The 24,337-nt window shown below is 41.5% G+C and carries 23 protein-coding genes; 12 read left to right on the forward strand and 11 right to left on the reverse strand.

Annotated features, from left to right (window positions below):
• Positions 1-147 precede the first annotated feature (147 nt).
• From CXF60_RS03255 to CXF60_RS03280, 6 genes are all read left to right on the forward strand, one after another.
• Positions 148-756 (forward strand): rhomboid family intramembrane serine protease, encoded by a 609-nt coding sequence (locus CXF60_RS03255; RefSeq protein ID WP_102090779.1) that lies wholly within the window; start codon positions 148-150, stop codon positions 754-756.
• A 103-nt stretch (positions 757-859) separates the two neighbouring features.
• Positions 860-1,816 (forward strand): metallophosphoesterase, encoded by a 957-nt coding sequence (locus CXF60_RS03260; protein WP_102090780.1) that lies wholly within the window; start codon positions 860-862, stop codon positions 1,814-1,816.
• Positions 1,817-1,923: 107 nt separating this feature from the next.
• Positions 1,924-2,475, forward strand: coding sequence for a 5-(carboxyamino)imidazole ribonucleotide mutase (gene purE / locus CXF60_RS03265; RefSeq protein ID WP_082624535.1), 552 nt, complete (start codon positions 1,924-1,926; stop codon positions 2,473-2,475).
• A 197-nt stretch (positions 2,476-2,672) separates the two neighbouring features.
• Positions 2,673-4,049 (forward strand): 5-(carboxyamino)imidazole ribonucleotide synthase, encoded by a 1,377-nt coding sequence (locus CXF60_RS03270; protein WP_102090781.1) that lies wholly within the window; start codon positions 2,673-2,675, stop codon positions 4,047-4,049.
• The gene (locus tag CXF60_RS03275) at positions 4,049-4,498 is read left to right on the forward strand and encodes a YaiI/YqxD family protein (protein ID WP_102090782.1); all 450 of its coding nucleotides are present in this window, start codon (positions 4,049-4,051) and stop codon (positions 4,496-4,498) included. The genes CXF60_RS03270 and CXF60_RS03275 overlap by 1 nt, the downstream gene beginning before the upstream one ends.
• A 235-nt stretch (positions 4,499-4,733) precedes the next feature.
• Positions 4,734-5,375, forward strand: a complete 642-nt coding sequence (locus tag CXF60_RS03280; RefSeq protein ID WP_102090783.1) for an NAD(P)H-binding protein — start codon at positions 4,734-4,736, stop codon at positions 5,373-5,375.
• A 158-nt stretch (positions 5,376-5,533) separates the two neighbouring features.
• Here the strand turns inward: CXF60_RS03280 and epmA are convergent, their stop codons facing one another.
• The 3 genes from epmA to CXF60_RS03295 form a co-directional block, all read right to left on the reverse strand.
• Positions 5,534-6,562, reverse strand: coding sequence for an EF-P lysine aminoacylase EpmA (epmA, locus tag CXF60_RS03285; protein WP_102090784.1), 1,029 nt, complete (start codon positions 6,560-6,562; stop codon positions 5,534-5,536).
• A 50-nt stretch (positions 6,563-6,612) separates the two neighbouring features.
• Positions 6,613-7,722 (reverse strand): 4-phosphoerythronate dehydrogenase, encoded by a 1,110-nt coding sequence (locus tag CXF60_RS03290; RefSeq protein ID WP_102090911.1) that lies wholly within the window; start codon positions 7,720-7,722, stop codon positions 6,613-6,615.
• Between the two features lie 108 nt (positions 7,723-7,830).
• Positions 7,831-8,958, reverse strand: coding sequence for an AI-2E family transporter (locus CXF60_RS03295; RefSeq protein WP_102078090.1), 1,128 nt, complete (start codon positions 8,956-8,958; stop codon positions 7,831-7,833).
• 858 nt (positions 8,959-9,816) lie between these two features.
• Here CXF60_RS03295 and CXF60_RS03300 point away from each other — a divergent pair.
• Positions 9,817-11,508, forward strand: a complete 1,692-nt coding sequence (locus CXF60_RS03300) for an NAD+ synthase (RefSeq protein WP_102078089.1) — start codon at positions 9,817-9,819, stop codon at positions 11,506-11,508.
• A gap of 214 nt (positions 11,509-11,722) precedes the next feature.
• On the forward strand, positions 11,723-12,997 hold the full coding sequence (locus CXF60_RS03305) for a polyamine export protein PaeA (RefSeq protein WP_102090785.1): 1,275 nt from the start codon (positions 11,723-11,725) through the stop codon (positions 12,995-12,997).
• A gap of 46 nt (positions 12,998-13,043) precedes the next feature.
• Here CXF60_RS03305 and CXF60_RS03310 read toward each other — a convergent pair whose 3' ends face one another.
• Positions 13,044-13,760, reverse strand: a complete 717-nt coding sequence (locus CXF60_RS03310; RefSeq protein ID WP_101205534.1) for a YggS family pyridoxal phosphate-dependent enzyme — start codon at positions 13,758-13,760, stop codon at positions 13,044-13,046.
• Between the two features lie 353 nt (positions 13,761-14,113).
• Between CXF60_RS03310 and CXF60_RS03315 the strand changes: the two genes are divergently transcribed.
• The gene (locus tag CXF60_RS03315) at positions 14,114-15,169 is read left to right on the forward strand and encodes a type IV pilus twitching motility protein PilT (protein ID WP_057758253.1); all 1,056 of its coding nucleotides are present in this window, start codon (positions 14,114-14,116) and stop codon (positions 15,167-15,169) included.
• A 132-nt stretch (positions 15,170-15,301) separates the two neighbouring features.
• A complete protein-coding gene (locus CXF60_RS03320) occupies positions 15,302-16,423 on the forward strand; it encodes a PilT/PilU family type 4a pilus ATPase (RefSeq protein WP_102090786.1) in 1,122 nt (373 codons plus the stop codon).
• 124 nt (positions 16,424-16,547) lie between these two features.
• On the opposite strand, the gene fur is transcribed toward CXF60_RS03320, so the two are convergent.
• Positions 16,548-16,982, reverse strand: coding sequence for a ferric iron uptake transcriptional regulator (gene fur, locus CXF60_RS03325; protein ID WP_102090787.1), 435 nt, complete (start codon positions 16,980-16,982; stop codon positions 16,548-16,550).
• A 324-nt stretch (positions 16,983-17,306) separates the two neighbouring features.
• Between fur and CXF60_RS03330 the strand changes: the two genes are divergently transcribed.
• Complete coding sequence (locus CXF60_RS03330; RefSeq protein ID WP_102090788.1) at positions 17,307-17,726, forward strand: outer membrane protein assembly factor BamE; 420 nt, start codon at positions 17,307-17,309, stop codon at positions 17,724-17,726.
• A 34-nt stretch (positions 17,727-17,760) separates the two neighbouring features.
• On the opposite strand, the gene CXF60_RS03335 is transcribed toward CXF60_RS03330, so the two are convergent.
• From CXF60_RS03335 to CXF60_RS03350, 4 genes are all read right to left on the reverse strand, one after another.
• Positions 17,761-18,132 carry an RnfH family protein gene (locus CXF60_RS03335; protein ID WP_228707032.1) on the reverse strand — a complete coding sequence of 124 codons (372 nt, stop codon included), beginning with the start codon at positions 18,130-18,132 and terminating at the stop codon, positions 17,761-17,763.
• Positions 18,120-19,253: a hypothetical protein gene (locus CXF60_RS03340; RefSeq protein ID WP_102090789.1), complete on the reverse strand. Its 1,134-nt coding sequence runs from the start codon at positions 19,251-19,253 to the stop codon at positions 18,120-18,122. Before CXF60_RS03340 ends, CXF60_RS03335 begins: the two co-directional genes overlap by 13 nt.
• Before the next feature lie 345 nt (positions 19,254-19,598).
• Positions 19,599-20,267, reverse strand: a complete 669-nt coding sequence (locus CXF60_RS03345) for a c-type cytochrome (RefSeq protein ID WP_101205531.1) — start codon at positions 20,265-20,267, stop codon at positions 19,599-19,601.
• Positions 20,268-20,585: 318 nt separating this feature from the next.
• Entirely contained in the window at positions 20,586-20,921 is a 336-nt protein-coding gene (locus tag CXF60_RS03350) for a c-type cytochrome (protein ID WP_102090790.1), read from the reverse strand.
• Between the two features lie 404 nt (positions 20,922-21,325).
• Here CXF60_RS03350 and yihA point away from each other — a divergent pair, with 404 nt between their 5' ends.
• Positions 21,326-22,096, forward strand: a complete 771-nt coding sequence (yihA, locus tag CXF60_RS03355) for a ribosome biogenesis GTP-binding protein YihA/YsxC (RefSeq protein WP_102090791.1) — start codon at positions 21,326-21,328, stop codon at positions 22,094-22,096.
• A 123-nt stretch (positions 22,097-22,219) separates the two neighbouring features.
• Here the strand turns inward: yihA and CXF60_RS03360 are convergent, their stop codons facing one another.
• Together CXF60_RS03360 and CXF60_RS03365 are read right to left on the reverse strand one after the other, a co-directional pair.
• A complete protein-coding gene (locus tag CXF60_RS03360; protein ID WP_102090792.1) occupies positions 22,220-22,927 on the reverse strand; it encodes an HAD family hydrolase in 708 nt (235 codons plus the stop codon).
• A 133-nt stretch (positions 22,928-23,060) separates the two neighbouring features.
• Positions 23,061-24,071: an RluA family pseudouridine synthase gene (locus CXF60_RS03365; protein ID WP_102090793.1), complete on the reverse strand. Its 1,011-nt coding sequence runs from the start codon at positions 24,069-24,071 to the stop codon at positions 23,061-23,063.
• Between the last annotated feature and the right edge of the window lie 266 nt (positions 24,072-24,337).

Genomic DNA, 24,337 nt, shown 5'->3' on the forward strand with positions numbered 1-24,337 from the left:
GTCTATTGCTAATGGTTAGTACCTAATACGGATCAGACGTCAAACTTACTTTTTAATCAGCCGTAACGCTTAGGCTTTGAATATTGTCATTTGTAGCTTGTCATTTGTAACATTGTCACATATCAGGCACGGCCTAAGGATTTTCCTTTGTTAAACCATACGACGCTTATTATCATTATTACCGTTATTGTCAGCTTATTGGCTTGGCAAAACAAGACGCTATTTAATCGATTGATTTTTTACCCGCCAGCAGTCAACAATGGGCAATGGGATCGCTTTGTGACCCACGGCTTTATCCATGCTGATAGTATGCATTTGCTCTTCAACATGTTTACTTTGTATTTCTTTGGGCGTGCTATTGAAGGACTATATCAGCCGTTTTTATTCGGCTACGGTTTTGTGGTTTTTTATGTGTTGGCAATTATCGTTGCCATGATTCCAAGTTACGTGAAAAATAAGAACAACGCCAGTTATTTGAGTCTAGGCGCATCAGGCGGTGTATCAGCTGTTCTGTTTGCTTTTATCCTGCTAGCACCATGGGAGAGAATTTACCTCTTTGCCGTGATCCCTATTCCGGCGATACTATTTGCCGTGGCTTATATATTTTATAGTATCTATGCTGATCGACGCGGTGGCTCAAATATCAATCATATGGCTCATATGTGGGGCGGTACGTTTGGTGTTATCGCTACGATTGTTTTGGAACCAAAAGTACTACCGCACTTTATCAATGCCTTGCTATCACCAGGATTTTAGACATTTTTACGTATAGTAAAGCTATCACTTTAAACACAGCTATACTTTATAAATACTATTTTGCGCACGTTATATTTCTACATTTGAGATTTAGTAATACATTATGATTATAGATATTATCGGTGATATACATGGTTATGCAGACAAACTGGTCGGCCTACTGCATCAGTTGGGCTATGAACATAACGGTCAGCACTTCGTGCCACCACCAGGTCACAGGGCTTTGTTCATTGGTGATTTGATCGATCGTGGTTCGCAGCAATTAGCCACGTTAGAGATTGTCTTTGCAATGCTAGATGCCGATGTGGCCGATGCAGTGATGGGCAACCATGAATATAATGCGTTGGCATATGCCACGCGCGATCCTGATAATACTAGCCAGTATTTACGTTCACACAATGATATCCATAGACGCCAACACGAGGCGTTTTTAGCAGAGATACCATTTGGCTCAGAGCAACATGAGTACTGGTTGCAGCGTCTATACGAAATTCCATTATGGATTGAGACCGACTACGCCTGCTTTGTACATGCTTGTTGGGATACAGATAGCATGGCAATACTAAAGCCTATTCTGACGGACGATAACTGTCTGACTCCAGCAGGTTTAATCGAAACAGCTAAAGAAGCTACCGTCGCCTTTGACGCTTTAGAGCGAGTGTTAAAAGGGGTTGAAACGGGCTTACCTGATGGTATTGTGATGGTAGATAAAGAAGGTACCGAGCGTACACGAGTACGAGTACGCTGGTGGCTAGATGAGTTAAATACACGTACCCTGCGTGAAGTGTCTCGTGCTCCATCGTCCGCATTGGCACAGATACCGCCTGATGCGTTGGCTGAAAATATTGACTTTGCGCTAAAAACTCATAAACCTGTGTTCGTCGGGCATTATTGGCTCACTGGCACACCTGAGCCACTCAGCCCACAAGTTGCCTGTACCGACTACTCTGCTGCAGTGGATAGCGGCTATCTAACATGCTATCAACTGGATACCGAACAACCATTACCATTGACAGCCAATCACTTCGTTCAGCATTATCACGATGAAAAACATATATAAAATCGTGATATCAATGCAATTAGCGCCATACCAGTACTAAAAGTCAAACTTGGCTTTACGACCATAGCAAAATTTTTGTATGATGGTCTTTTTGAGGATATCCAATCATGAGCACCACGAATACTGCTGCTAACCAGAACGGTCCAATCACCTCCCCTGCTGGTCAGCCGAAAGTCGGCATTATCATGGGTTCGCAGTCTGACTGGGCAACTATGAGTGCTGCTGCGCAATTGCTTGCAGACTTTGACATTGCGTTTGATTGTGAAGTGGTCTCTGCACACCGTACGCCTGACAGATTATTTGATTATGCCAAAAGCGCAAAAGATAATGGTCTACAAGTGATCATCGCTGGTGCAGGCGGTGCCGCTCATCTGCCGGGTATGTGTGCCAGTCAAACGCCGCTACCTGTTTTTGGTGTCCCCGTAAAATCATCTATGCTGAGCGGTTGGGATAGTCTACTGTCTATCGTACAAATGCCAAAAGGTGTCGCTGTTGGTACTTTGGCGATTGGTGCTGCTGGTGCTTATAATGCTGCCTTACTTGCAATTCAAGTATTGGCATTGCATGATGATACGATTGCTACTAAGCTCGATCAGATGCGCCAGTCTCAGACTGAGACTATTCTTGCTAGCCCAACACCAGGTATTATCAATCCTTAGGTAGATATAAGTCGATCGGCTTTTATAGCAGCGTCTTTTATATTTATAGCTTAACGATTGAAGCTATCACTGTATATTTTTAAGCAATTTCGAGTAGAGATAAGGTGCATACAGTGCACCTTTTCCTATTTTCACCCATTGAGTTTTAGATTTTCATAGCCCAAACACCTTATTCACTTTTATTCAAAGAGCCTGCCATGACTACAGCAAACGCTTATCCTGTTACCCAAACCATTCGTACCATCGGTATTTTAGGCGGTGGTCAGCTTGGTATGATGCTTGCCGAAGCCGCCATGCCACTGGGTTACCAATGTGTATTCTTAGAAGACAATCCAGAATGCCCTGCCAGCTTATACGGTCGTGTCTTTCATAGCGATCAATTAGAAGACTTTATCGCAGCAGCGGATGTCTTTACGTTAGAGTTTGAAAACACGCCAACATCTACAGTCGAGCAGCTGGTTAGCTTGTCAAAGTCTGGCAGCAAGCAAGGCATGTTCCCACCGCTGATTGCGCTTGATATCGCCCAAGATCGTCTAAAAGAAAAACAGATGTTCAACACACTTGATATCGCAACCGTGCCATTTATGGAAGTAAATTCTGAAGCTGAGCTCAAGCACGCTTGTAAAGAGTTAGGACTGCCTATCGTTCTAAAAACCAGCCGAGGTGGTTACGATGGCAAAGGACAGTTCGTCATCAAGCAGGACAGTGATATTAAAGCTGCTTGGCTAGATCTTAAAGACGCGGTCAGTGGTAAAGGCTCACTTACGCCAACACCTGCGCCGTTAATTGCTGAAGGCTTTATTAACTTTAGCCGTGAAGTGTCTATCATTGCAGCAAGAGCGCAAAACGGTCAGGTACGCTGTTACGATTTGGTCGAAAACCATCATCACAACGGTATTTTGGCCAAAACCCAAGCGCCTGCTGTTGGCACGAGTCACCTGTTCCAGCAAGCAACAGATGCTATTACTAAAGTCATGAACCATTTGGACTATGTCGGCGTTATGGCGCTTGAATTATTCGTCACCAAAGATGCTCGCGGTCATAATGCGATATTGGCGAATGAGATCGCACCACGGGTCCACAACTCTGGACACTGGAGTATCGAAGGCGCTATTACCAGCCAGTTTGAGAATCATATCCGTGCCGTGGTCAACTTGCCATTAGGCGATACAGATAACGTCCATCCTGCGATTATGGTAAATGTGCTGGGTCAATACCCTGATATCAGTGCGGTGCTAAATATTGATGGCGCTCATTATCATAGCTATCATAAGGCTGAGCGTGACGATCGTAAGATTGCTCATATCACCTTGATGCCTAATGATGTGACTGATTTAGAACCTGCTATGGCAAAATTGGTTGCTATCTTGCCAAACAAGGTTGGTCTAGATAAAGAATATGCAAATGTAGATACTCAGCCTAGTAAAGCAGACGTCGATGCTAAGAGTAATGCTAAGAACAGTACTCAGAACAGTGTTCAAAACGATGCCACAGCTGATGAACTAGACAATAAAGACAGCCAAACAGACAGCCTGACTGCTACTCCATCAAAATCTGAGAAGGCCAAAAAATAATGCAGATTTGGGTGGACGCAGACTCGGTACCATTGATTGCTAAAGATTTGATTATTAAAACGGCTGAACGTACCAAGACCATGGCCATATTTGTGGCCAATCAGCCGATTAAGCTACGCAAGTCGCCTCTACTTGTTATGACTGTCGTACCGTCAGGATTCGACAAAGCTGATGATTATATCGTTGAGCAGATACAGGTTGGTGACTTGGCTATCACTAGCGATATCCCCTTAGCCAATGATATTTTGGATAAAGGTGGTATGGTACTGACAACGCGCGGCGTGGTCTACGACAAAAACAACATCAAGCAAAAGCTCAATATGCGCGACTTTATGGATACCATGCGCGGTACTGGTGTCCTAGAGTTGCAGGAAATGAGCGGGCAAAAGCCCTACGGTGATCGAGATAAAAAAGCCTTTGCTGATGGTCTTAATCGCTTGGTTCGTTAATGCCTTTTATCGTTCTATCTGACGCCTACCCATCCTGTCTTCTATTAAATAACATTATCTAGCCAACGTTTGCTTCCTTGCAAACTGTATACACTCTATAACCAAACACTATTCAATCAGCACGCTTTATAACGAAGCGTGCTACCTATCTTTGTTACTCTATATTCAGTTTTTAAGATAAATAAACTTACTGAATAATTCAAAAAATAGCATTTAAATAAGAATAGGAATGATTATGAAAATTTTAGTCGTTGGTGCAAGTGGTCGAGTGGGCGGTGATTTGGTTAAGCAGTTATTGGCTGATGATCATCAAGTTATTGGCACGACTCGTCAGAAAGAAAAGTTATTTGATAATGACAATTATACCCAGCTAGATTTAGACATTACAGCAAGTAAAGACTCTATTGAAAAACAATTGGATCAGGATATTGAGGCTATTTACTTTGTTGCAGGATCTGGTGGCAAAAACGTCTTAGAAGTTGACTTGCATGGTGCTGTAAAAACGATGCAGGCTGCACAAGATAAAGGTATTAAACGTTATATTATGTTGAGTTCGGTCTTTTCATTAGAAACTGACAAATGGGATGAAAACCCAGGTATTGCAGATCTAAAAGAATACTACATCTCTAAACACTACGCCGATCACTGGTTAGTGAATAACAGCTCGCTAGATTACACTATTGTACAGCCAGGCGCATTAAAAGAACGTGCTGGTACAGGCAAAATCACTATCAACGATACTAGCTCTGGTGAGAATGCAATCGAAGATGTAGCGACAACGCTAGCCTCGGTGCTAACCGCAGATAACACCATAGGTAAGGTATTCAATCTACATAATGGTGATATCGATATCAATGAAGCAGTTGCTACGGTATAAATAAGTTTAGTATTAGCAGAATTGGTTGTGGATGCTAGATTTTAGAAGCAGCCAATACAAAAGGTCGTTGTCTATTCACCAATATCTAATTGGTAAATAGACAACGACCTTTTTATTATATATTTAGATTATAGTTAATTTAAAAGACGCACGCTCAATCATGCTTGCCCACTGGGAAAAGGGATGACTTCTTCCAAGCTGCTTGCACCTGTTACAACCATTAGCAATCTATCCATACCGACTGCGATACCGCTACATGGTATCAAATCATTGGAGGCAGCTAATAGATGCTCATCGATTGGCATTTTAGGTAGATTATGACGCGCACGTAATTGATTGTCTTGTTCAAAACGGTCACGCAATGCTTGACCATCTGCTAGCTCATCATAAGCATTAGCGATTTCAATGCCATTGATATACAGCTCAAAACGTTTCGCAATTTTATTACCGTCTTTATCCATAGCGGTTTTCGCTAACGCAGCGGTCGCAGGTGGATACTCTATAATCAATGTCGGCAAATCATGACCTAGGTTTGGCTCTACGGCGTGACTGAATAACAAATCTAACCAGCTCTGACGACGATTTTCTTCGCTATCATCAGTATTATTAAAATTAAATCCTGTCAAACCCATATCTTCTGCCACGGCTCGCAATGCAGTTAAACTCGCTGTCAACGGATGTATACCAACATAATCCATAAAGGCATCGACATAGCGATAATGACTCATTACAACAGAATGACCATAAAGCGCTTCTAACAACTCATTAAGTTCAGTTGCTATCTCGTCCAGACTATAATTCGGTTGATACCATTCAAGCATCGTAAATTCAATATTATGACGCGTACCTATTTCATTATCACGAAAGACAGGACAAATCTGATAAATAGGTACTTGCCAGCTGGCTAATAAACGCTTCATTGCAAACTCAGGCGAGGTATGCAGATAATAAGTGCGCGGACGGTCTTGATAGGTCACATGAGCTGCTACAGACTGCAAAAAAGTGTCTGTATTGCCTGCTTGGGATAATAGCGGTGTCTGCACTTCCAGCACTTGTCGACTGGTAAAAAACTGACGAATATTGCTGATAAATTGCGCACGCTGTTGTGCCATTGCAAGTGTCATGGTTGGTGCGTAGCTAGGCTTAGAAGTAATAAGCTGCGAAGAAATGTTATTTGCTTGAGTCATTGGGCTCTACTGCGACTGATGAATAATTGGTTGCTCAGTATCTTGTTTAATTAAAACTGCCACTCACGGCGCAAGTTATAATCACGTCTCAGACCGTCGAAGTCAGCACCACTTACTTGCCCATCAACTGCTTTATTTCGTAACGAGGTATCATCTTGCATGATGTCATAAAACTTTGGCAGTCTGTCTGGATATGATTTTAATTCAGACCATAAGAACATATTTAGCGGTAGCAGATTGGACATAGATTGAGCTGGAGGTATCGCTAATTTTTCACACAAGGCATCATAAATAATTTGTGTGCCACGTAGCTTACCTTCTAGTGTATAGCCAGCGATATGCGGTGTGGCAATAGCGAGTTTGGATAATAAGCTTACTGCGACTTCTGGCTCATGCTCAAACACATCTAGCACCACTTGTCGTCCAGTACACTCAATATCTGCTTCAAGCGCGCTTTCCTCAATCACAGGCCCGCGCGCACTATTAATCAATATCGTATCCGCAGGCATCATTGCCAATGCAGCTGCATTAATCAGATGACGTGTTGGGTAATCACTACCTTTAGGATTCGTCGCATTCTTCTCATTAGTCAAAGGCACATGCAGACTAACTACGTCACTTTGGCTAAGTACCTGCTCCAAGCTAGCATTGTTAGTTTTAGAGGATGGTAACAGGGGATCATAACCTAGCACCTGCCAACCCAAATCATAGGCATATTGAGCAAGTGTACTACCGATATTACCAAGACCAATGATACCTAATGTTAATGACGCCGATTGCTGCCAATACTGCGGACGCAAAGTGAAAACAGCCGTCAATACATATTGAGCCACAGAATGCTTGCTACAACCAGCCGCATTGGTGAAAGTGATATTGCGAGACGCTAGATAATCTTGGTCTACATGGTCGGTACCAATAGTCGCAGACCCAACAAACTGCACGCTGTTATTGTCAGCCAATAGCGCTTCATTTACTTTCGTCACAGAGCGTATCAGCAGCACATCTGGCTGTACTTCGGTAAGTAGCGCTGCATCAATATCTCGACCAGCGACAGTAATAATCTCAACCGTATGCTCAGTCAGCTGACCAAGCATAGCATCATTAAAAAAATCATTCAGACTGGCGATGTTGCTATCCGCTAAAATAGTGATATTTTTAATTGTACTTAATTTATCGGTCTTATTATTCGTCGAATCTGCCATATTCTCATTTGTCATTATTCATCATCTCTATCGATAATTTTTTACATCGTATTTGCTAGCGACTCATTATTCTGGTTCGTGCACAGGATCTATCGCACGAGAGTCAGAAAGCATCACCTCTTGCTGAGCAAATATCTCATTCTTATGCTGCGATATCCACTCGCGCCATACTGCAAGCCCGATAGCCAATACGACAGGCCCAATAAACAAACCAACAAAACCAAACGCTGTTAGACCACCTAATACACCAATAAAAATAATGATAAAAGGGATTTTGGTCGCGCCGCTAATGACGATAGGACGAATCAAATTATCCACCCAGCTAATTACCAGTACACCCCATAGTGCCAATCCAATACCCTCTGCAGTATGTCCTTGGCTCAACAGCCAAATCGATACCCCGCCCCAAACGAATGGCGTGCCAAACGGAATCAAGGCAATAATAAAAGTAACAATGGTCAATAAAATAGGACTTGGTGCACCAGCGAAGTAATAGCCGATACCAGCCAATAAAGCCTGAGCCAATGCCGTCAGCCCGATACCGTATACCACGGCACGCGTAGTTGTACCCACAGAGTCAATATAACCGTCGATGCGATTGCCGATGATGTTACGCAACGCTTGACGAATCTGCCGAACCAGACTAGTGCCATCACGATAAAAAAAGAAGAGTGTCATTAACGCCATACCGAGTTTGGCCAAACTACTGAACACCACATCGAATGCTATTTTGCCATAATATAAATGCGACTGAACCCAAATGCGAAAAGCTTCTAGCGTCCCTTCTGGGTTTTTGTTAATACGCCACAGCACGTCTTTGACTTGCTGACCGATGATAGGCAAATCTTTGAGGGAGTCAGGCACATCTAAGTAACCTACCTTGATACGGTAAATCAAATTACTGATTAAACTCAAAGCTTCTTGCTGCAAGATAAACACACCGATGACCACTGGCACGCCTATTATCAGTGAGATGCTCACCGTCATAATAGCGGCGCTAAAGTCTGGGCTTAGCTTTACCTTTTCATGGAAGAAATTATAGATAGGAAAAGTTACATAGGCCAAAATCGCTGCCCACAGCGCCGGTACAATAAAAAACTGTACCACTTGAAAACACAATACGAACAGCACCACTAGCAACGTAATTGCTAATAAGCGCTGAATAATAAATTCTTTTGTCCAGTTTTCAATCATAGCGTATAAACCAAAAGCGGACAGCAAACGATAATTTTGCTGGCGAGTTTATAAATGTGTGATGAATATCAGCTCTTAGACACTGTCTGTAAGCCATATCCATTAGCGAGAGTTGCGAGTCGTACAAAAAAGCATTGTGTCGGACTTATGAAGTCATATGAGGATTAAGTAATATGACAATGAAATAGTATGACTATGTTCAGTTCCATACTACAAATTCATAGCCATTTATTATTGTAGACAACACAATAAAAATGCAGTTAGTACACTTTATTATGCAATAAAGCGTGTGAATTATATAACGCGTTGTTGTAATCTTTACTTACAACTTTGTCTATGCAAGCTTACTAGATGACGACGATAATGACTAGCGCATAATGCATGAATTTAGTGTGTAAAAATGATGTATTGAAAACTGCTTTTATGTACAGCTTTTAAACTGTTATCTTATAAGGGAATCCACTGGTGCGTTCTATTTGTCGCGACAATTGATGTTATACTAAAGCAATTATTTTAAGCTTTTCAGTGTAGTTAAGTTTATTTGCACATGTTTATTTACATCATCGTACAGACATCGAATCCTCTGAGCCAGATTTCAATACCCGCTTATACCGTCTTCTTTTAGACTATCATAAGTTCTCATTTTAGGGTGTCGCTATCACTTAGAGTGAGTTACTTGAGCAAAATCATAAGTCTTTTATAAAGGCTTATACGAGATTTAGACTCAGCATATCAGCTCAATATTTGAGCTGATATGCCAGAGCGCAGTTTTGAGTTAATTTCGGATTTACTTTGATTTTATTTGAAATCAATGCAGACACACCAAATTTTAATAATATATCGATAGGAACAATAACAATGTCAAAAGACACTGATAACCCCAACTCTAACACCTCAAACGAAGCCAGTAAGACCAATAAACCACAAGATACTGTCACTTTTGCTTTAGCTCAATCACATTTTTTGGTCGGTGATATCTCAACCAACGTTGAAAAAATGCGTACCCTAGCATTACAAGCACGCGAACAAGGTGCTGACGTTATCGTATTCCCAGAGTTAGCTCTTTTGGGCTACCCTCCACAAGATTTATTGCTACGTCCAAGCTTGTCTGGCCGCGTCAAGAGCGCTTTGTCTACTTTGAGTGATATCGATGATATCGTCATGATTGTCGGCTATCCGCATGTCGATCATCACGGAACTTTTAACTCTGCTGCCATCCTACATAATGGTCATCAAAAAGGTTTTTACCATAAGCAAATTTTGCCAAATTATGGCGTGTTTGATGAGCGTCGCTATTTCGATAAAGGTCGCAATCAAGTTTTATTTGACTATAAAGGTATTACTATTGGTCTACTTATCTGTGAAGATTTGTGGGAAAAAGGGCCTATCTCCGAGCTTAAAAAACAAGGTGCTGATTTAATCGTAAGCTTAAATGCCTCGCCTTTTGAGATTGAAAAGCAAGACAATCGCAAAACCATGCTGGCCAAGCGTAGCCGTGAAAACAAACTACCTATCGTCTATGTCAACGCAGTGGGCGGACAAGACGATCTAGTGTTTGATGGTGGCTCTATGGCTGTACAAGCTGACGGTAGCATTGCTCATGAAGCGCCACGCTTTATGAACCAGTTGCTACTGGCTACGTTAGATGTAAAAACTGCTAAATTCAACGAGCAGACTAAAGCGCCTCTAACTTTGAGCCGTGAGTCTGAAATGTATCAGGCGTTAGTCGTCGGTCTACGCGACTATGTTAATCACTCAGGGTTCTCTGGCATTATTGTCGGGTTGTCAGGTGGTATTGACTCAGCATTGACACTCTGTATCGCTGTTGACGCTCTAGGCGCTGACAAGGTATATGCAGTTATGATGCCATACGAGTATACTTCTCAAATCAGTCTAGAAGATGCTCAAGCACAGGCACGTCGCTTAAATGTTTCTTACACCGTCTGCCCTATTTTTGACGCTGTCGAAGGCATCCGTCATACGCTAGCGCCGTTATTCAATAAGTCGCCAGCAGACACTACCGAAGAAAACATCCAAGCGCGCGCGCGCGGTGTTATTTTGATGGCCTTGTCCAATAAATTCGGTCATTTAGTTATCACGACTGGTAACAAGTCAGAATTGGCTGTTGGTTACTCAACGCTATATGGCGACATGGCTGGCGGCTTTGACGTACTAAAAGACGTATACAAGTCTCAAGTCTATAAATTGGCGAGCTATCGTAACCGTTTAGAAGATACGCCGGTTATTCCTGAGCGCGTTATTACTCGTCCACCATCGGCTGAATTACGTCCAGATCAAAAAGATCAAGACAGCCTACCTGACTACGATGTGTTAGATGGTATCTTGACGTCATATATCGATGAAGATATGGGCTATCAAGAGATTATTGATAAAGGCTTTGATGCTGAGATGGTCGCTAAAGTCATCAAAATGGTAGACAACAGCGAATACAAACGCTTGCAATCTCCTATCGGTACTAAGATTAGCCACAAAGCTTTCGGACGTGAGCGCCGTTATCCATTGGTTAATAAGTGGTCAATCAAGGGCTAATTACTACACACCTCTCAACTTTTACTATCTATAAGTTGAGAGGTGCTAGTTCACCAGTTTTACAAGATATCGAATTTTTTACTATTAGCTGGGTGCTTGCCCAGCTTTTTTGGTTTTTATCCACCAAAAATTTTTACATCTAACCCGATTCTTTTCCACACAGTTTCACCAACTATTTTGCCTTAATTATCTTTATTTCTTTTTCGAGTACGTCATGAGTTTGCTAACCGCTAGTGTTTTTCTTCTTTTACTGCTTGCCTTAAGTACCTTTGTCTCTGCTGCTGAGATTGCCATCGCTGCAGGCCGCAAAATCAAGCTCCAAATTATGGCAAAAGAAGGCGATGTTCGCGCACTTGATGTGCTCAATATGCAAGAGCATCCTGGTAGCTTTATCACCGTAGTACAAATAGTGCTAAATGCGGTCGCTATTTCAGCTGGTGCCGTGGGTGAGTCGGCCATTAGTCCTTATCTCGAGCAGTTATTGAATAGTGAAACGATAGCATCAGTCATATCGTTTGTACTTATTACGAGTTTTTTTTCACTACTTGCTGATCTAATGCCTAGGCGTTTGGCCATGTCAAATGCAGAGACGATAGCGGTACGGCTTGTGCGCCCGATGATGTTGTTAATATTTATACTAAAGCCCATTATATGGGTGTTCGATGGGGCTGCAAATATCCTGTTTAAGCTTTTTGGCATCTCAACCATCCGTCAAGATGATATGACACCAGAAGATATTTATGCAGTGATGGATGCAGGTGCTGAAGCAGGTGTATTAAAGAAGCAAGAGCATCACTTGATCGAAAACATCTTTGATATGCAAGAGCGTACCGTCACCTCAGTAATGAACCCTCGCGAAAATATCGTTTACTTTGATACCAAGACAAGTACCGAAGAAGTCGTTAATATCATGATTGAGCAGCCACACAATAAATTTTTGGTCTGCCATGATGATGATTTAGAACATATCGTTGGCTATGTGGAATCTCGTAGCTTTTTAGCTTTGGTTTTGAACCAACAAGAAGTTAGCTTAACGAACAAGACTCTATTGAAACCAGCACTTTTCGTGCCTGATACGTTGTCTTTGTTTGAAGTATTAGAGATGTTTAAATCTACTGGCGCTGACTTTGCAGTCATCGTGAATGAATATGCCCTAGTCGTTGGTGTTATCACCTTAAAGGACGTGATGAGTATTGTGATGGGTGAGTTGGTAACGCTAGAAGAACAACCTATTGTCCAGCGCACTGACAACTCGTGGCTAATCGATGGCATGACCCCTATCGAAGATGTAATTCGTGCATTAGATATCGTCGACTTACCACGAAGTCAAAATTACGAGACTATCAGTGGATTTATGATGTATATGCTTCGAAAAATCCCTAAAAAGACTGACACGATTGAGTATGCCAATTATCGATTTGAGATTATTGCGACTGATAATCTTAAAATTACGCAGATGTTAGTCACTAAATTAGAAGATATCATTTAACCTAATGGCTAGTTAAAAAATGCTTAACTAGCCTATTCATATCGTTTTAAGCACGCTGACCAAAGATAGCGGTGCCGACACGTACCATCGTTGTGCCGTTTTCTATCGCTTCTGCCATATCACCACTCATACCCATGCTAAGCGTATCCCAGTTATCTAGCTCTGGATAGTCTACTTTAACCTCTTCAAACAACTGCTTAGTTCGTGCAAAGGCATCCGTATTTGCTTTAGCAGGAATAATCATCAAACCTCGCAGTTGTAAGCGCTCATACCCTTTGATCGCTGTTATCAGCTCTGGCAACTGGGCTGGCAGACATCCTGACTTGCTGTCTTCGTTATCGATATTTAGTTGGATCAATACATTCAACGGTGGTAGGTCAGCTGGTCGTTGGTCATTTAATCGTCTGGCAATGATATCGCGCTCAACCGTTTGCACCCAATCAAAGTGCTCTGCAATGTCACGTGTCTTATTACGTTGAATACTACCGATATAATGCCAAACGATACTCTTGCCTACAGGTTGAGCTTTAAGTTCAGTAATTTTTTCGATGGCTTCTTGTAGATAGTTTTCACCAAAATCACGCTGTCCCTGCTTCGCTAAAGTTGCAATCATATCGGCAGGTTTCGTTTTCGAAACAGCCAGCAGCATAACATTATCAGCCTGTCTGTCAGCATGATCACACGCTTGCTTCATCTGCTTACTAACTTGTTGCCAGTTATCGATAAGTGTCACTTCATCAATATTGCCATTCATTTCCTTCATATTTTGCCCTTATTGCTTGATTAATTTTTTGAAATTTTTTTCTGCAATTTTTATTATAAAAAACATAACTATCCGATTTTTAAAAGTAAATTAGAAATAACTTCTATGAAAATTATTTTAAAACGATACAGTTCTGGTTTTTCTTAATTTAGTAGATGGTTAAATACTCACAGTCTTGTTATGATATTGTTACATGCTTTAACATATGCTGCTGAATATGCTAGTGATGGTAAAAACCTGTACTGGTGAGCTTCGTATCATCTCTCATTATACTAAGGCTATCGATAAATAGTTTACCACGTACTTTTATAGTGTTTTGTCTTACCTAGACTAAGTAATAGGAATATTAAATTATGGCCGAAAAAAACAATCTTAATATCGAAGACTTACTGCGCTTTACCGTTAAGCATAAGGCGTCAGATTTACATATTTCAGCGGGTATGCCGGCAATGATACGTGTTGATGGTGAAATGACCCGTATCAATATGCCAGAGATGACCCATCAGGTCGTGCATCAGCTTATTTATGACATCATGAATGATAAGCAACGTGCTGACTTTGAGGAGTTTTTTGAAACGGATTTTTCTTTTGAAATTCCTAATCTAGCACGTTTTCGTGTCAATGCTTTTAATCAAAACCGCGGTGCAGGCGCTGTATTTCGTACCATTCCTTCTAAAGTATTAACGATGGAAGACTTAGGTATGGGCGATGTCTTTAGACGCGTTTCAGACTTTAAGCGTGGTGTGGTTTTGGTCACGGGCCCAACCGGCTCAGGTAAATCGACAACACTTGCGGCGATGATTGACTATATTAACGAAAGCCGAAAAGAGCATATTTTAACTATCGAAGACCCGATTGAATTTGTGCATCAATCTAAAAAAAGCTTGATCAACCAGCGTGAAGTACACCGTGATACTTTGGGTTTTGAGCCAGCATTGCGCTCTGCCCTACGTGAGGATCCCGATGTTATCTTAGTTGGTGAGCTACGTGATCTTGAGACTATCCGCTTAGCGTTGACCGCAGCAGAAACTGGTCACTTAGTGTTCGGTACCTTGCATACCAGCTCAGCGGCTAAAACGATTGACCGTGTCATTGACGTATTCCCAGCTGCTGAAAAAGACATGATCCGCGCTATGTTGTCAGAATCATTGCAAGCTGTTATTTCACAGACATTGCTGCGTCGTCAAGCAGGTGGACGTATAGCCGCCCATGAAATCATGATAGGTACCCCTGCTATCCGTAACTTGATACGTGAGAACAAAATCGCTCAAATGTACTCTGCCATCCAAACAGGTGCAGGCGATGGCATGATCACCCTTGATCAGACGTTAAAGAACTTGGTAAGTAAGGGAACCATTAGTAAAGATGTTGCACGTCCTTATGCCAAGCAACCTGAGGCATTTTTATAGTACTGACAGACAGTATTGACAGATACCATCAAAAATAACAAACAACTTATGGTCTCTGTAATTACTTTTTTACTTTTTACTGACGTATTTAAAATATGATTTTAATTGACTTACATCTGGTACAGGTGCGATATGGACATTGATAAACTATTACAATTAATGATCAGCAAAAATGGCTCTGACCTTTTTATTACTGCTGACGTAGCACCTTCCATGAAAGTGAATGGAAAAATTTTACCTGTCGGTAGAACACCTTTGAGTGCTGAACAAACCATGAGATTGGTCAAAGGTGTAATGACACCAAGCCAGCAAAAAGAGTTTGAAGATACCAACGAGTGTCAATTTGCCATCTCTGATGAAGCGCAGCAAGCACGTTTTCGAGTCAGTGCATTTGTACAACGCGACATGGCAGGAATGATTTTAAGAAAAATTGAAAACAACATTCCAACAGTTGAAGAATTACGTTTACCGCCAGCGCTAAAAGAATTGGCCATGAAAAAACGCGGTATTGTTCTATTAGTTGGCGCAACGGGTACAGGTAAATCTACTACCCTTGCAGCAATGATAGGACATCGCAATCAAAATTCTCATGGTCATATTATTACGATAGAAGACCCTATCGAGTTTGTCCATAAACATCGCGGCTGTATTATTACCCAGCGTGAAGTTGGTATCGATACCCATTCATTTGAAGCAGGCCTAAAAAACACGCTACGCCAAGCACCCGATGTCATCTTAATCGGCGAGATTCGTAACCGTGAAGTCATGAGTTATGCTATTCAGTACGCAGAAACTGGCCATCTAGTGTTTGCAACGTTGCACGCAAACAATGCTAACCAAGCAATTGATCGTATCATTCATTTCTTTGAAACCAATCGCCATAATCAGTTGTTTATGGATTTGTCATTGAACCTACAAGCTATTATCGCGCAGCAACTTATCCCCACACCTGACGGTAAAGGACGACGCGCTGCTATTGAGATTTTGCTAAATTCGCAGCTGATTAGTGACTATATCCGTAAAGGGGAAGTCCATGAAATCAAAGATGTAATGACACGCTCACGAGACAGTGGCATGCAAACCTTTGATCAGGCACTTTTTGATTTGTACGAACAAGGAGAGATAACGTATAAAGAAGCGATTCTACATGCCGACTCCCCTAACGATTTGCGCCTCAAAATTAAGCTCAGCAGCAAAAACGGTAAGGCTAATTTAGATGAAGGTGCTGATAGTTTATCGTTAGATGTGAGTTGAATTATTGATTTTCCAATATAGAATAGAATATATAAAAAACCCTCGTTATTTATAACGAGGGTTTTTTATTGTTCGATATCGTAGTACTGATAGAAATAAGCGTTTCTACTTATACGCTAGACAATTACTTCGCGCTATCTCTACAGGCCTGATCTGCACAAATACCATATAGCACAAGAGAGTGCCCAGACAGTTTAAAGCCATGTTTTTCTGCTACTTTCAACTGCTCTTCTTCGATGACTTCATTATGAAACTCTATAATCTTGCCACACACATCACAAACCAGATGATCGTGATGCTCTTCTTGGGTAATCTCAAATACAGATAGATTGTTTTCAAAGTTATGACGCTCAACAATACCTGCTTGCTCAAACTGTGTTAGGACACGATAGACAGTGGCAAGACCTACATCTTCACCTTGCTCGATAAGTGCCTTATATACTTCTTCTGCACTCATATGATGCAGCTCTGCGCTTTCTAATAGCTCTAAAATTTTGATACGAGGTAACGTGATCTTGAGTCCTGCTCTACGTAAATCTTGATTGGTAAAAGAAGCCATAATATCCCTTTTGACTGTGACAGCCTTAACAAATAGAAAATAGAAAATATGAGATAAATAATCAACAAAGATTATTTTTATTTAATATAAAGTAAATGATCAATAATAAACTGATGAAAATTACACAGACATCTCTCTTATTATTTTCTAAATATCGAGATGCAAGCCTATGAATTTAAAATATAATTAATCTAACCATTCAGATTGTGTTTGGTAAATAATGTCGTAAGTGGTAGGCAATTGCAAGTAAATGACGTATCATTTGTCCAAGATTGTCGGTCAGACTGGTACGACCTAACGCTGGCCACACCTAATTCATTTCTTATGAGTCATCTTACCATGATAAAGACATTAAATTTCCGTCCTTTAAGCCACACCAGCGCATTACATAAGATCGTTATCACCAGTATGCTTAGCGCTACTGTTGCTATGTCTGGCTGCTCATTATTGAGTGTTTATAAGATTGATTTGCCACAAGGCACAGCGATTACTCAAACCCAAGCTCAAAAGCTAAAAGTGGGGATGAATCAAAACCAAGTGCTTTATACTCTTGGTAGCCCTGCGATTCGAGATACTCTTGAGCCTAAACGCTGGGATTATATCTATGACTACAAAGCAGGCACCGAAGGTAGCCGTAAAGGCATTGCAGATGTCAAAAACGCTAGCCAGCATTTAGTTGTTTACTTTGATGATAATGGTTTGGTCACGCGCATCGAAGGTATTGAGAGTCTGCCAGCATCATAGTCAGCAAAACCTATTAGCTTAGATGGTTAACAGTTTAGCTACGAGATTTATTTTTGCGCTGAGACATAGGATCAGCGCTTAAACTGCGATATACCTCGATACGGTCAAAAGGCTGTAGCAAATAGCTTAATGGCTGTTTCTGCGCATAAATTCCCACATGCCAACGTTTCGCAGTTGGCGTGGTGATATCTATTACTTGCTCACACCACTTTGCCAGTTCTGCAAACTTTTCAAGCCATCCCGCTTGCGCCAACGCTTCATGCAAACTAGTACCTTGTCTAACCTGCAAAGCTAGATAATGCTGGCGCTGCTCATTTTCAGCATACGCCAGATATACGGTCATTAAATTAGCTTGCGTAGACTGTGGCACACTGTTGTCACGACCTTCGACTGTTAGCTCAACCACTGCATCACCCAACCTATCAGTGCTAGCAGTAATGCTAATGGTACGACTAAACGTATCGCCACTCGCCACAAGTTATAAACTGCTTCATTACTAAAATTTAGTGACTTGCGTAGATGGCTAATCTTCATCTGCCAACCCGCAAATACTGATAATAATAGTACAGTAATGCTACTAATAATGACCAAGATGCCAACTAACCATGCTGTCGGAATCGCAACCACTAATAATAACGCTACAGCAAAAGTGATTATCAAACTAACCAATAATCCAAACTTATGTGTTAACTGTTGCGTGCTGTAATGTAGTAAGTAACTGGCCACAAATAACACCCCGCCCCAATATAACAGCTGTCCAATTGGTGGTAGCGACATACCATTAGTAAATAAAGCCACTACTCCTATCAGCAGTTGCAACACCCAAATCGGTAACACTAACTTGGTTGCACGGTACTCACGAGTAGCAGCTCTATTGTTTGCTTGCTGATTGGTTGCTTCTACCGCTGTGACTGTCTGCTTACTCACCAAGTTCTGACCGAACCAGTATAGTCCTGTACCCGCACCAACACTGACTAATGCTAACGCGACTGCGCGAGCCCATTCAGTCAAACTGATATCAGTCATAGCAAAACCAGCATTGGGTACACCGTTTGCGAACCCTAGCAGCAACCCTATTACCATCAATCCTAAACCAATGGGTAAAGGCGCAACACCCAGCAAGCTTAAAAGTAACGCAATGACCATCAGGCCTGCAGCAACTGCGAAGCTAGGTACATCGGGTACGCTATTTAGCTCAGTTAATGCAGACAATATACCTGTACTTGCACCCGATATCACCAACGCTGCAATCACAATAGAGACCAGCGCCGCTAACCAACCAAAGCTGCGCCATATCGGACTGACATCTGCTTCGCGAGTGAGCTTTTGCATACCCGCTAGAGGGCCTTCGACACTGCGATAGGCCAATGCTATCTCAGCGTAAACAACTGGCAGCGCAACCAATACCATGGCTAGTAGCCATAGTAACCAAAAATCAATCTCACCAATTGATGCAGGTGCAAACCAACGAAATAGCAATAACGGTAGTAACGCCGCGATAAAATAAGAAGCATAACGGATCATCATAATCTCAATCCAAACGATCTAATTAATACCATTCACAAAAACTGGGTTAGCAAACAAAACACGTGCAAGTACTACGCATAGTAGACCGAATATGTTTGACAAGGCTAATCATATTTTGAAAATTGGTATAAAGTGAATAACGATAACTTATAATTATACAGAGCAACGATAAGCTGCTGTAAATGAATTCAGCTAAATACTGTCTTAATATAAGGGACAAACAGTTATAAAAAAACCCCGAAATCGGGGTTTAGTCATTCAGATATAATCAATATGCGATTCAGTACTCAATGGCCTTCTATGCAAAGCAAAGCATGTATCAGATATTGAATCAGTGCGACTCAATTAGTGAATAGCACTTACATAATCTGACAAGATACGAATGTCACGATCTGATAGTTTAGATGCAACTGTTTGCATCATCCCCATCTCGCCTTCTTTGGCTGCATCATTGACTCGTTTTTGATCATCGCTATCGATATCATCAACACGTCCAGCGGCACGGAATAGTTTTAGCTGAGTAGCAATATACTGAGCGTGCTGTCCGCCTAGCTTTGGAAATGCAGCCCAAGTGTTACCTGCAGCATCTGGACCATGACAGCCCGCACAACCAATAACACCGCGCGACTTGTCGCCGCCCAAGAATAGCTTAGTCGCTTCTTGGTTGGTTGCAGGATTGCCGTAGCCAACGCCCCAAGGCGCTTGACTGGCGTAATAACCTGCTACGTTGGCTAGGTCTTGCTGAGATAGATTAGCAACTTGTGACTGCATGATACCGTTTTTGCGATAGCCTGCTTTAAAGTTGACTAGCTGTTTATATAGGTACTTTACGTTTTGGCCGCCAAGGTTTGGCTGTGCAGGAACAATGCTGACGCCATTAAGACCATGACAAGCGGCACAAACGGTTTCTGCAACTTTTTGACCTGCATTGACGTCATATTCAGGAACAATAATAGCAGCTTGTACGCTGAAACTTGCAACGCATAAGCTGGCAGCAGCGATTAACTTTTTCATTGATACAAATCCTACTAGCTCGGCGTAAGCATTATTTAGAGTGATTGCACTGGTAAGATACCTGATATAGCCGTCTCTTTAATCATGAGAATGGCGTATATTTTGAGGTCTTGGACACAAGCAGTCTGAAAGTACTTACTAACATCAGGGTTTATTTTCGATTATTATAGCAAGACTTTGTATCATTTGCCTACTTAATCATAGTATCCATCAGTTTTCTGGCAATACAATATACAATATGACGCAAAAACAAAAAGCGCAGATAGGTTGTTAATCCAGCGCTTTATTTTATATGTTCAAATTATATTTATAAGTCGATTATTTGCTCATATATTCGATAAGTTTACGATAATCGTCATCACTACATTTGTCGCAAAGACCACCTGCTGGCATCTGCGGCATCCCACCTTTGACAGACTTAATGAGCGTCGGCATACTTTTTTGTTTAATCAGCTGTTGCCATTTGGCACTATCACCTTTTTTGATGGCATTCAACGCCCCACTATCGTGACAGGCTGCACATGAGTTATTATAGGTAGTAGCGATATCCGCCGAACTTGCGCTGCTAATCATAATGCCACTTAATAATAGTCCAGCACTGCTAGCAATTATAGCGCGATAACTCGTGCTAAGAAGTTTACTGATTGAAAACATAGAGCACCTCCTCGTGATATTTCACGTGTCTCATCAATCGTTCTATTAAACGTCTCTCGTTAAACATTGTAACAATATATGTCATATAAACATAGATAATTTGGATATGGCTTTGTTAAAGCTGAGAACTTGTCTTAATGACAGGCCAACTTTAATGTTATCCTACTATTTATATGATGCTAATCGCAGTTATTTCAATAAGTAAGACGCGGAATAGTATAGAATAGCCAGTAATATTAAATAGCTACTTTTATGATTTGCACATAACTGTATTGATAAAGAACAGCCTTTTACCTTGATTTACCTATCGCTTGACCAATTACTTGACCGCACCGATGACCTGAATCATCAGCTGACTAAAATTTTATAATCGCATCCAATTTTTTAAGATTAATGAGCCATTTATGAGTACCCCGTTTAACGATGTCGCCGCTGAACATGCCTTGTTCAATACCAAATCTCGTCAAAAAATTCAGCAAACTGAGTTTATGATGTCAGCACCTACCTTTCGTCTCTGTCCGCCTGATATGGGATTGGAAGTCGCTTTTGCAGGCCGCTCAAATGCTGGCAAATCATCAGCCATCAACGCCTTAACCAATCAGCGTCAATTGGCTCGCTCGTCTAAGACACCTGGACGTACGCAGATGATTAACTTTTTTAGTATCGGTGATACTGACAGACGTTTGGTCGATTTGCCTGGTTACGGCTATGCAGCTGTTCCGCTAGAGATGAAAAAAGAATGGCAAGTTGAGCTAGAAGAATACTTGGTGTCACGCTCAAGCCTTGCAGGCCTGGTACTGATGACAGACATTCGTCATCCGCTTAAGTTTTTTGATGAGCAAATGCTACACTGGGCAAACGATGGTGAGCTACCAGTACATATCCTGCTGACTAAAGCAGATAAACTGAAGTACGGTGCTTCTAAGAACGCCCTCCTTGAGACTCGTAAACGCCTGAAAAAACTGGGCTTAAACTGTACCATTCAGTTGTTTTCGGCTCTCAGAAAAGAAGGTCTCGATGAGTTGGCTGGGATAATGGGCAACTGGTATGAGTATCAGCTTGATGCAGACAAAATTATCGAGTCGTCTTTTGCATTGCTAGAAGGCGCTGAGTTAGAAGATGCTATTGAAAAAGAAAGCGGTGAAAAAGAGAGCATTGATAAAGAAAACAAATAAACATCGTTGTCTTTAATAAAAAGGGTTTATCGCTATTACGATAAACCCTTTTTTATTGTCTGTTTATTCACTCATTATTATCATCGGTGTGCTATTAGAATAACGAAAATTATAAAAGTAGCTCTACCCGCATAGCAAATCCACTAGCGCTTGTGGAGTATCAACCTGATAGGTTGGATTTTGCGCAGCAAGCTCTGCACTCGTTGCCGTACCATAGTTCACCGCTATACTGGTCATGCCCAATGCTGTTGCCATTTGAATGTCATAGATACTGTCACCGATAAACACAGCATCAGAAACCTGCTGCTGTGTGTACTCCAAGATATCGGTTAACATCTGCGGATCAGGTTTTGAGCCTGACTCATCAGCACAACGCGTAATCGCAAAATAATCATGGCTATCTGAGGCATCTAATACACGATCTAGCCCCTTTCTTTTTTTACCAGTTGCTACGGCGAGCGTTTTGCTTTGCCGCTGCAAAGTTTGCAACATATGCTCTATCGGCTCAAAGAGCGGCGTATTATGACTATTAGCAATATAGTACTCTGCATAGGTTTGCTGAATCTCAAGCAGTTGCGCATCGTTTGCCTGCGGATATAAAATCTTAATCCCATTCATTAAGCTTAGACCAATGATATCTTTTACGGCTTTATCAGTCGTCTTAAACCCGTGTGCTTCGCCAGCTACATGCATAGAATCAACAATCAGGCCGATTGAATCCATTAGGGTCCCGTCCCAATCAAAAATAATCAACGTCTTATCAGACAACCGATGTTCTGCTGATGGTTGAGTATTTATGATGCTTTCTGAAATTGTAGCTGGTTTGGTCATGGGTTTACCTTGATAAATAAAAGTAATAAATAGCAGATACTAAAACGTCACGGTGGCTTATTCGTAAAAATAAGATATCGTGACGTTTAGGAAAGTACAAAAATAGTTTGGCTTAAGAATTAATTTTGAAAAACTATTCAGGCAACTTCGTTGTTTCTGGTAACCAATCTGCCATATCGTCTGGCAATGGCGCAGTAATGGTCTTGTAGCCTGGAATATCTAAGCGCCATGCATGTAGACACAAACGATGGACACCTGATTTATCATGAACGTTATATTTGTCATCACCCAAGATAGCATGACCGATATGTGCCAAATGCACACGGATTTGATGAGTGCGACCCGTCAATGGCTTGGCTTCAATTAAGCTTACTGGCTGACTATTAATCATAAAGCGATCATGGATAATGATATCAGTCTGACTTTCTTTCGCTTGTGGGTCTTGGCTATCTACTTTCACTCGGCGCTCACCACTAGCAAGTGTATAACGTAGCAACGGCGCATTGATACGCTGCTCATTAAGCGCAGGTTGTCCTTTGGCAAGACATAGATAGTGCTTTTGAATGGTCTTGTCTACCAAATGCTGCTGCAACACTTTGAGCGTTGAGCGTTTTTTGGAAATCATCAGTAGCCCTGATGTGTCTTTATCAATGCGATGGATCAGCTCTAGGTATTTTTTACCCGTCACTTCACGCATGGCTTCGATAACCCCAAAGTCCAAGCCGCTACCGCCATGCACAGCGATACCAGAAGGCTTATTCAGCACTAACAAACCGTCATCTTCATAAACCACACGAGCCAGCAAGCTTTTGGCAAATTCGGTACTAATAATTGGTTTTTCGCGCGTTGCTAGCTCTACAGGAGCAATACGTACCACATCTTCACGCTGCACTCTATCGTGTGCTTTACAGCGCTTATTATTGACGCGTATCTCATCTGAGCGAATCATTTTATAGATATGTGACTTTGGCAAACCTTTTAAACGGTTTAACAAAAAGTTATCCAAACGCTGGTCATGTTGATGGCGCGTTACTTCGAGGTAGTTCACCTTACCGAAGTTGCTAATCTCATCGTCAGCGCTTTGTGGGCGTGTTTTGCTATTAAAAATAGCAGGAGATTCATGGGTAGTAGCGTCGTCAGTCATTTTTGAGTTTGTCATTTTTAGTTAGGTATTTACACAAAGATTTGCTATAGTTTAGCATGTTGAGCGACAATTAAGCAGAGGCGACAGCAATAATCATTGTTGTTACAAATAGTTGACCACCATTTTATTGCTTGTCAGCTTTCTACTACTTGCCAGTAAAGAGGTTGACACTATTTATCCTGCTGACCTGACACGTTTCATCTGATTTTAGGGCGCGTTATTTATTTAGAGGTATTACTTACCAAATATAGCCCTAAAAATTAAAA

Source organism: Psychrobacter sp. 4Bb (assembly GCF_002836735.1).
Classification (GTDB): domain Bacteria; phylum Pseudomonadota; class Gammaproteobacteria; order Pseudomonadales; family Moraxellaceae; genus Psychrobacter.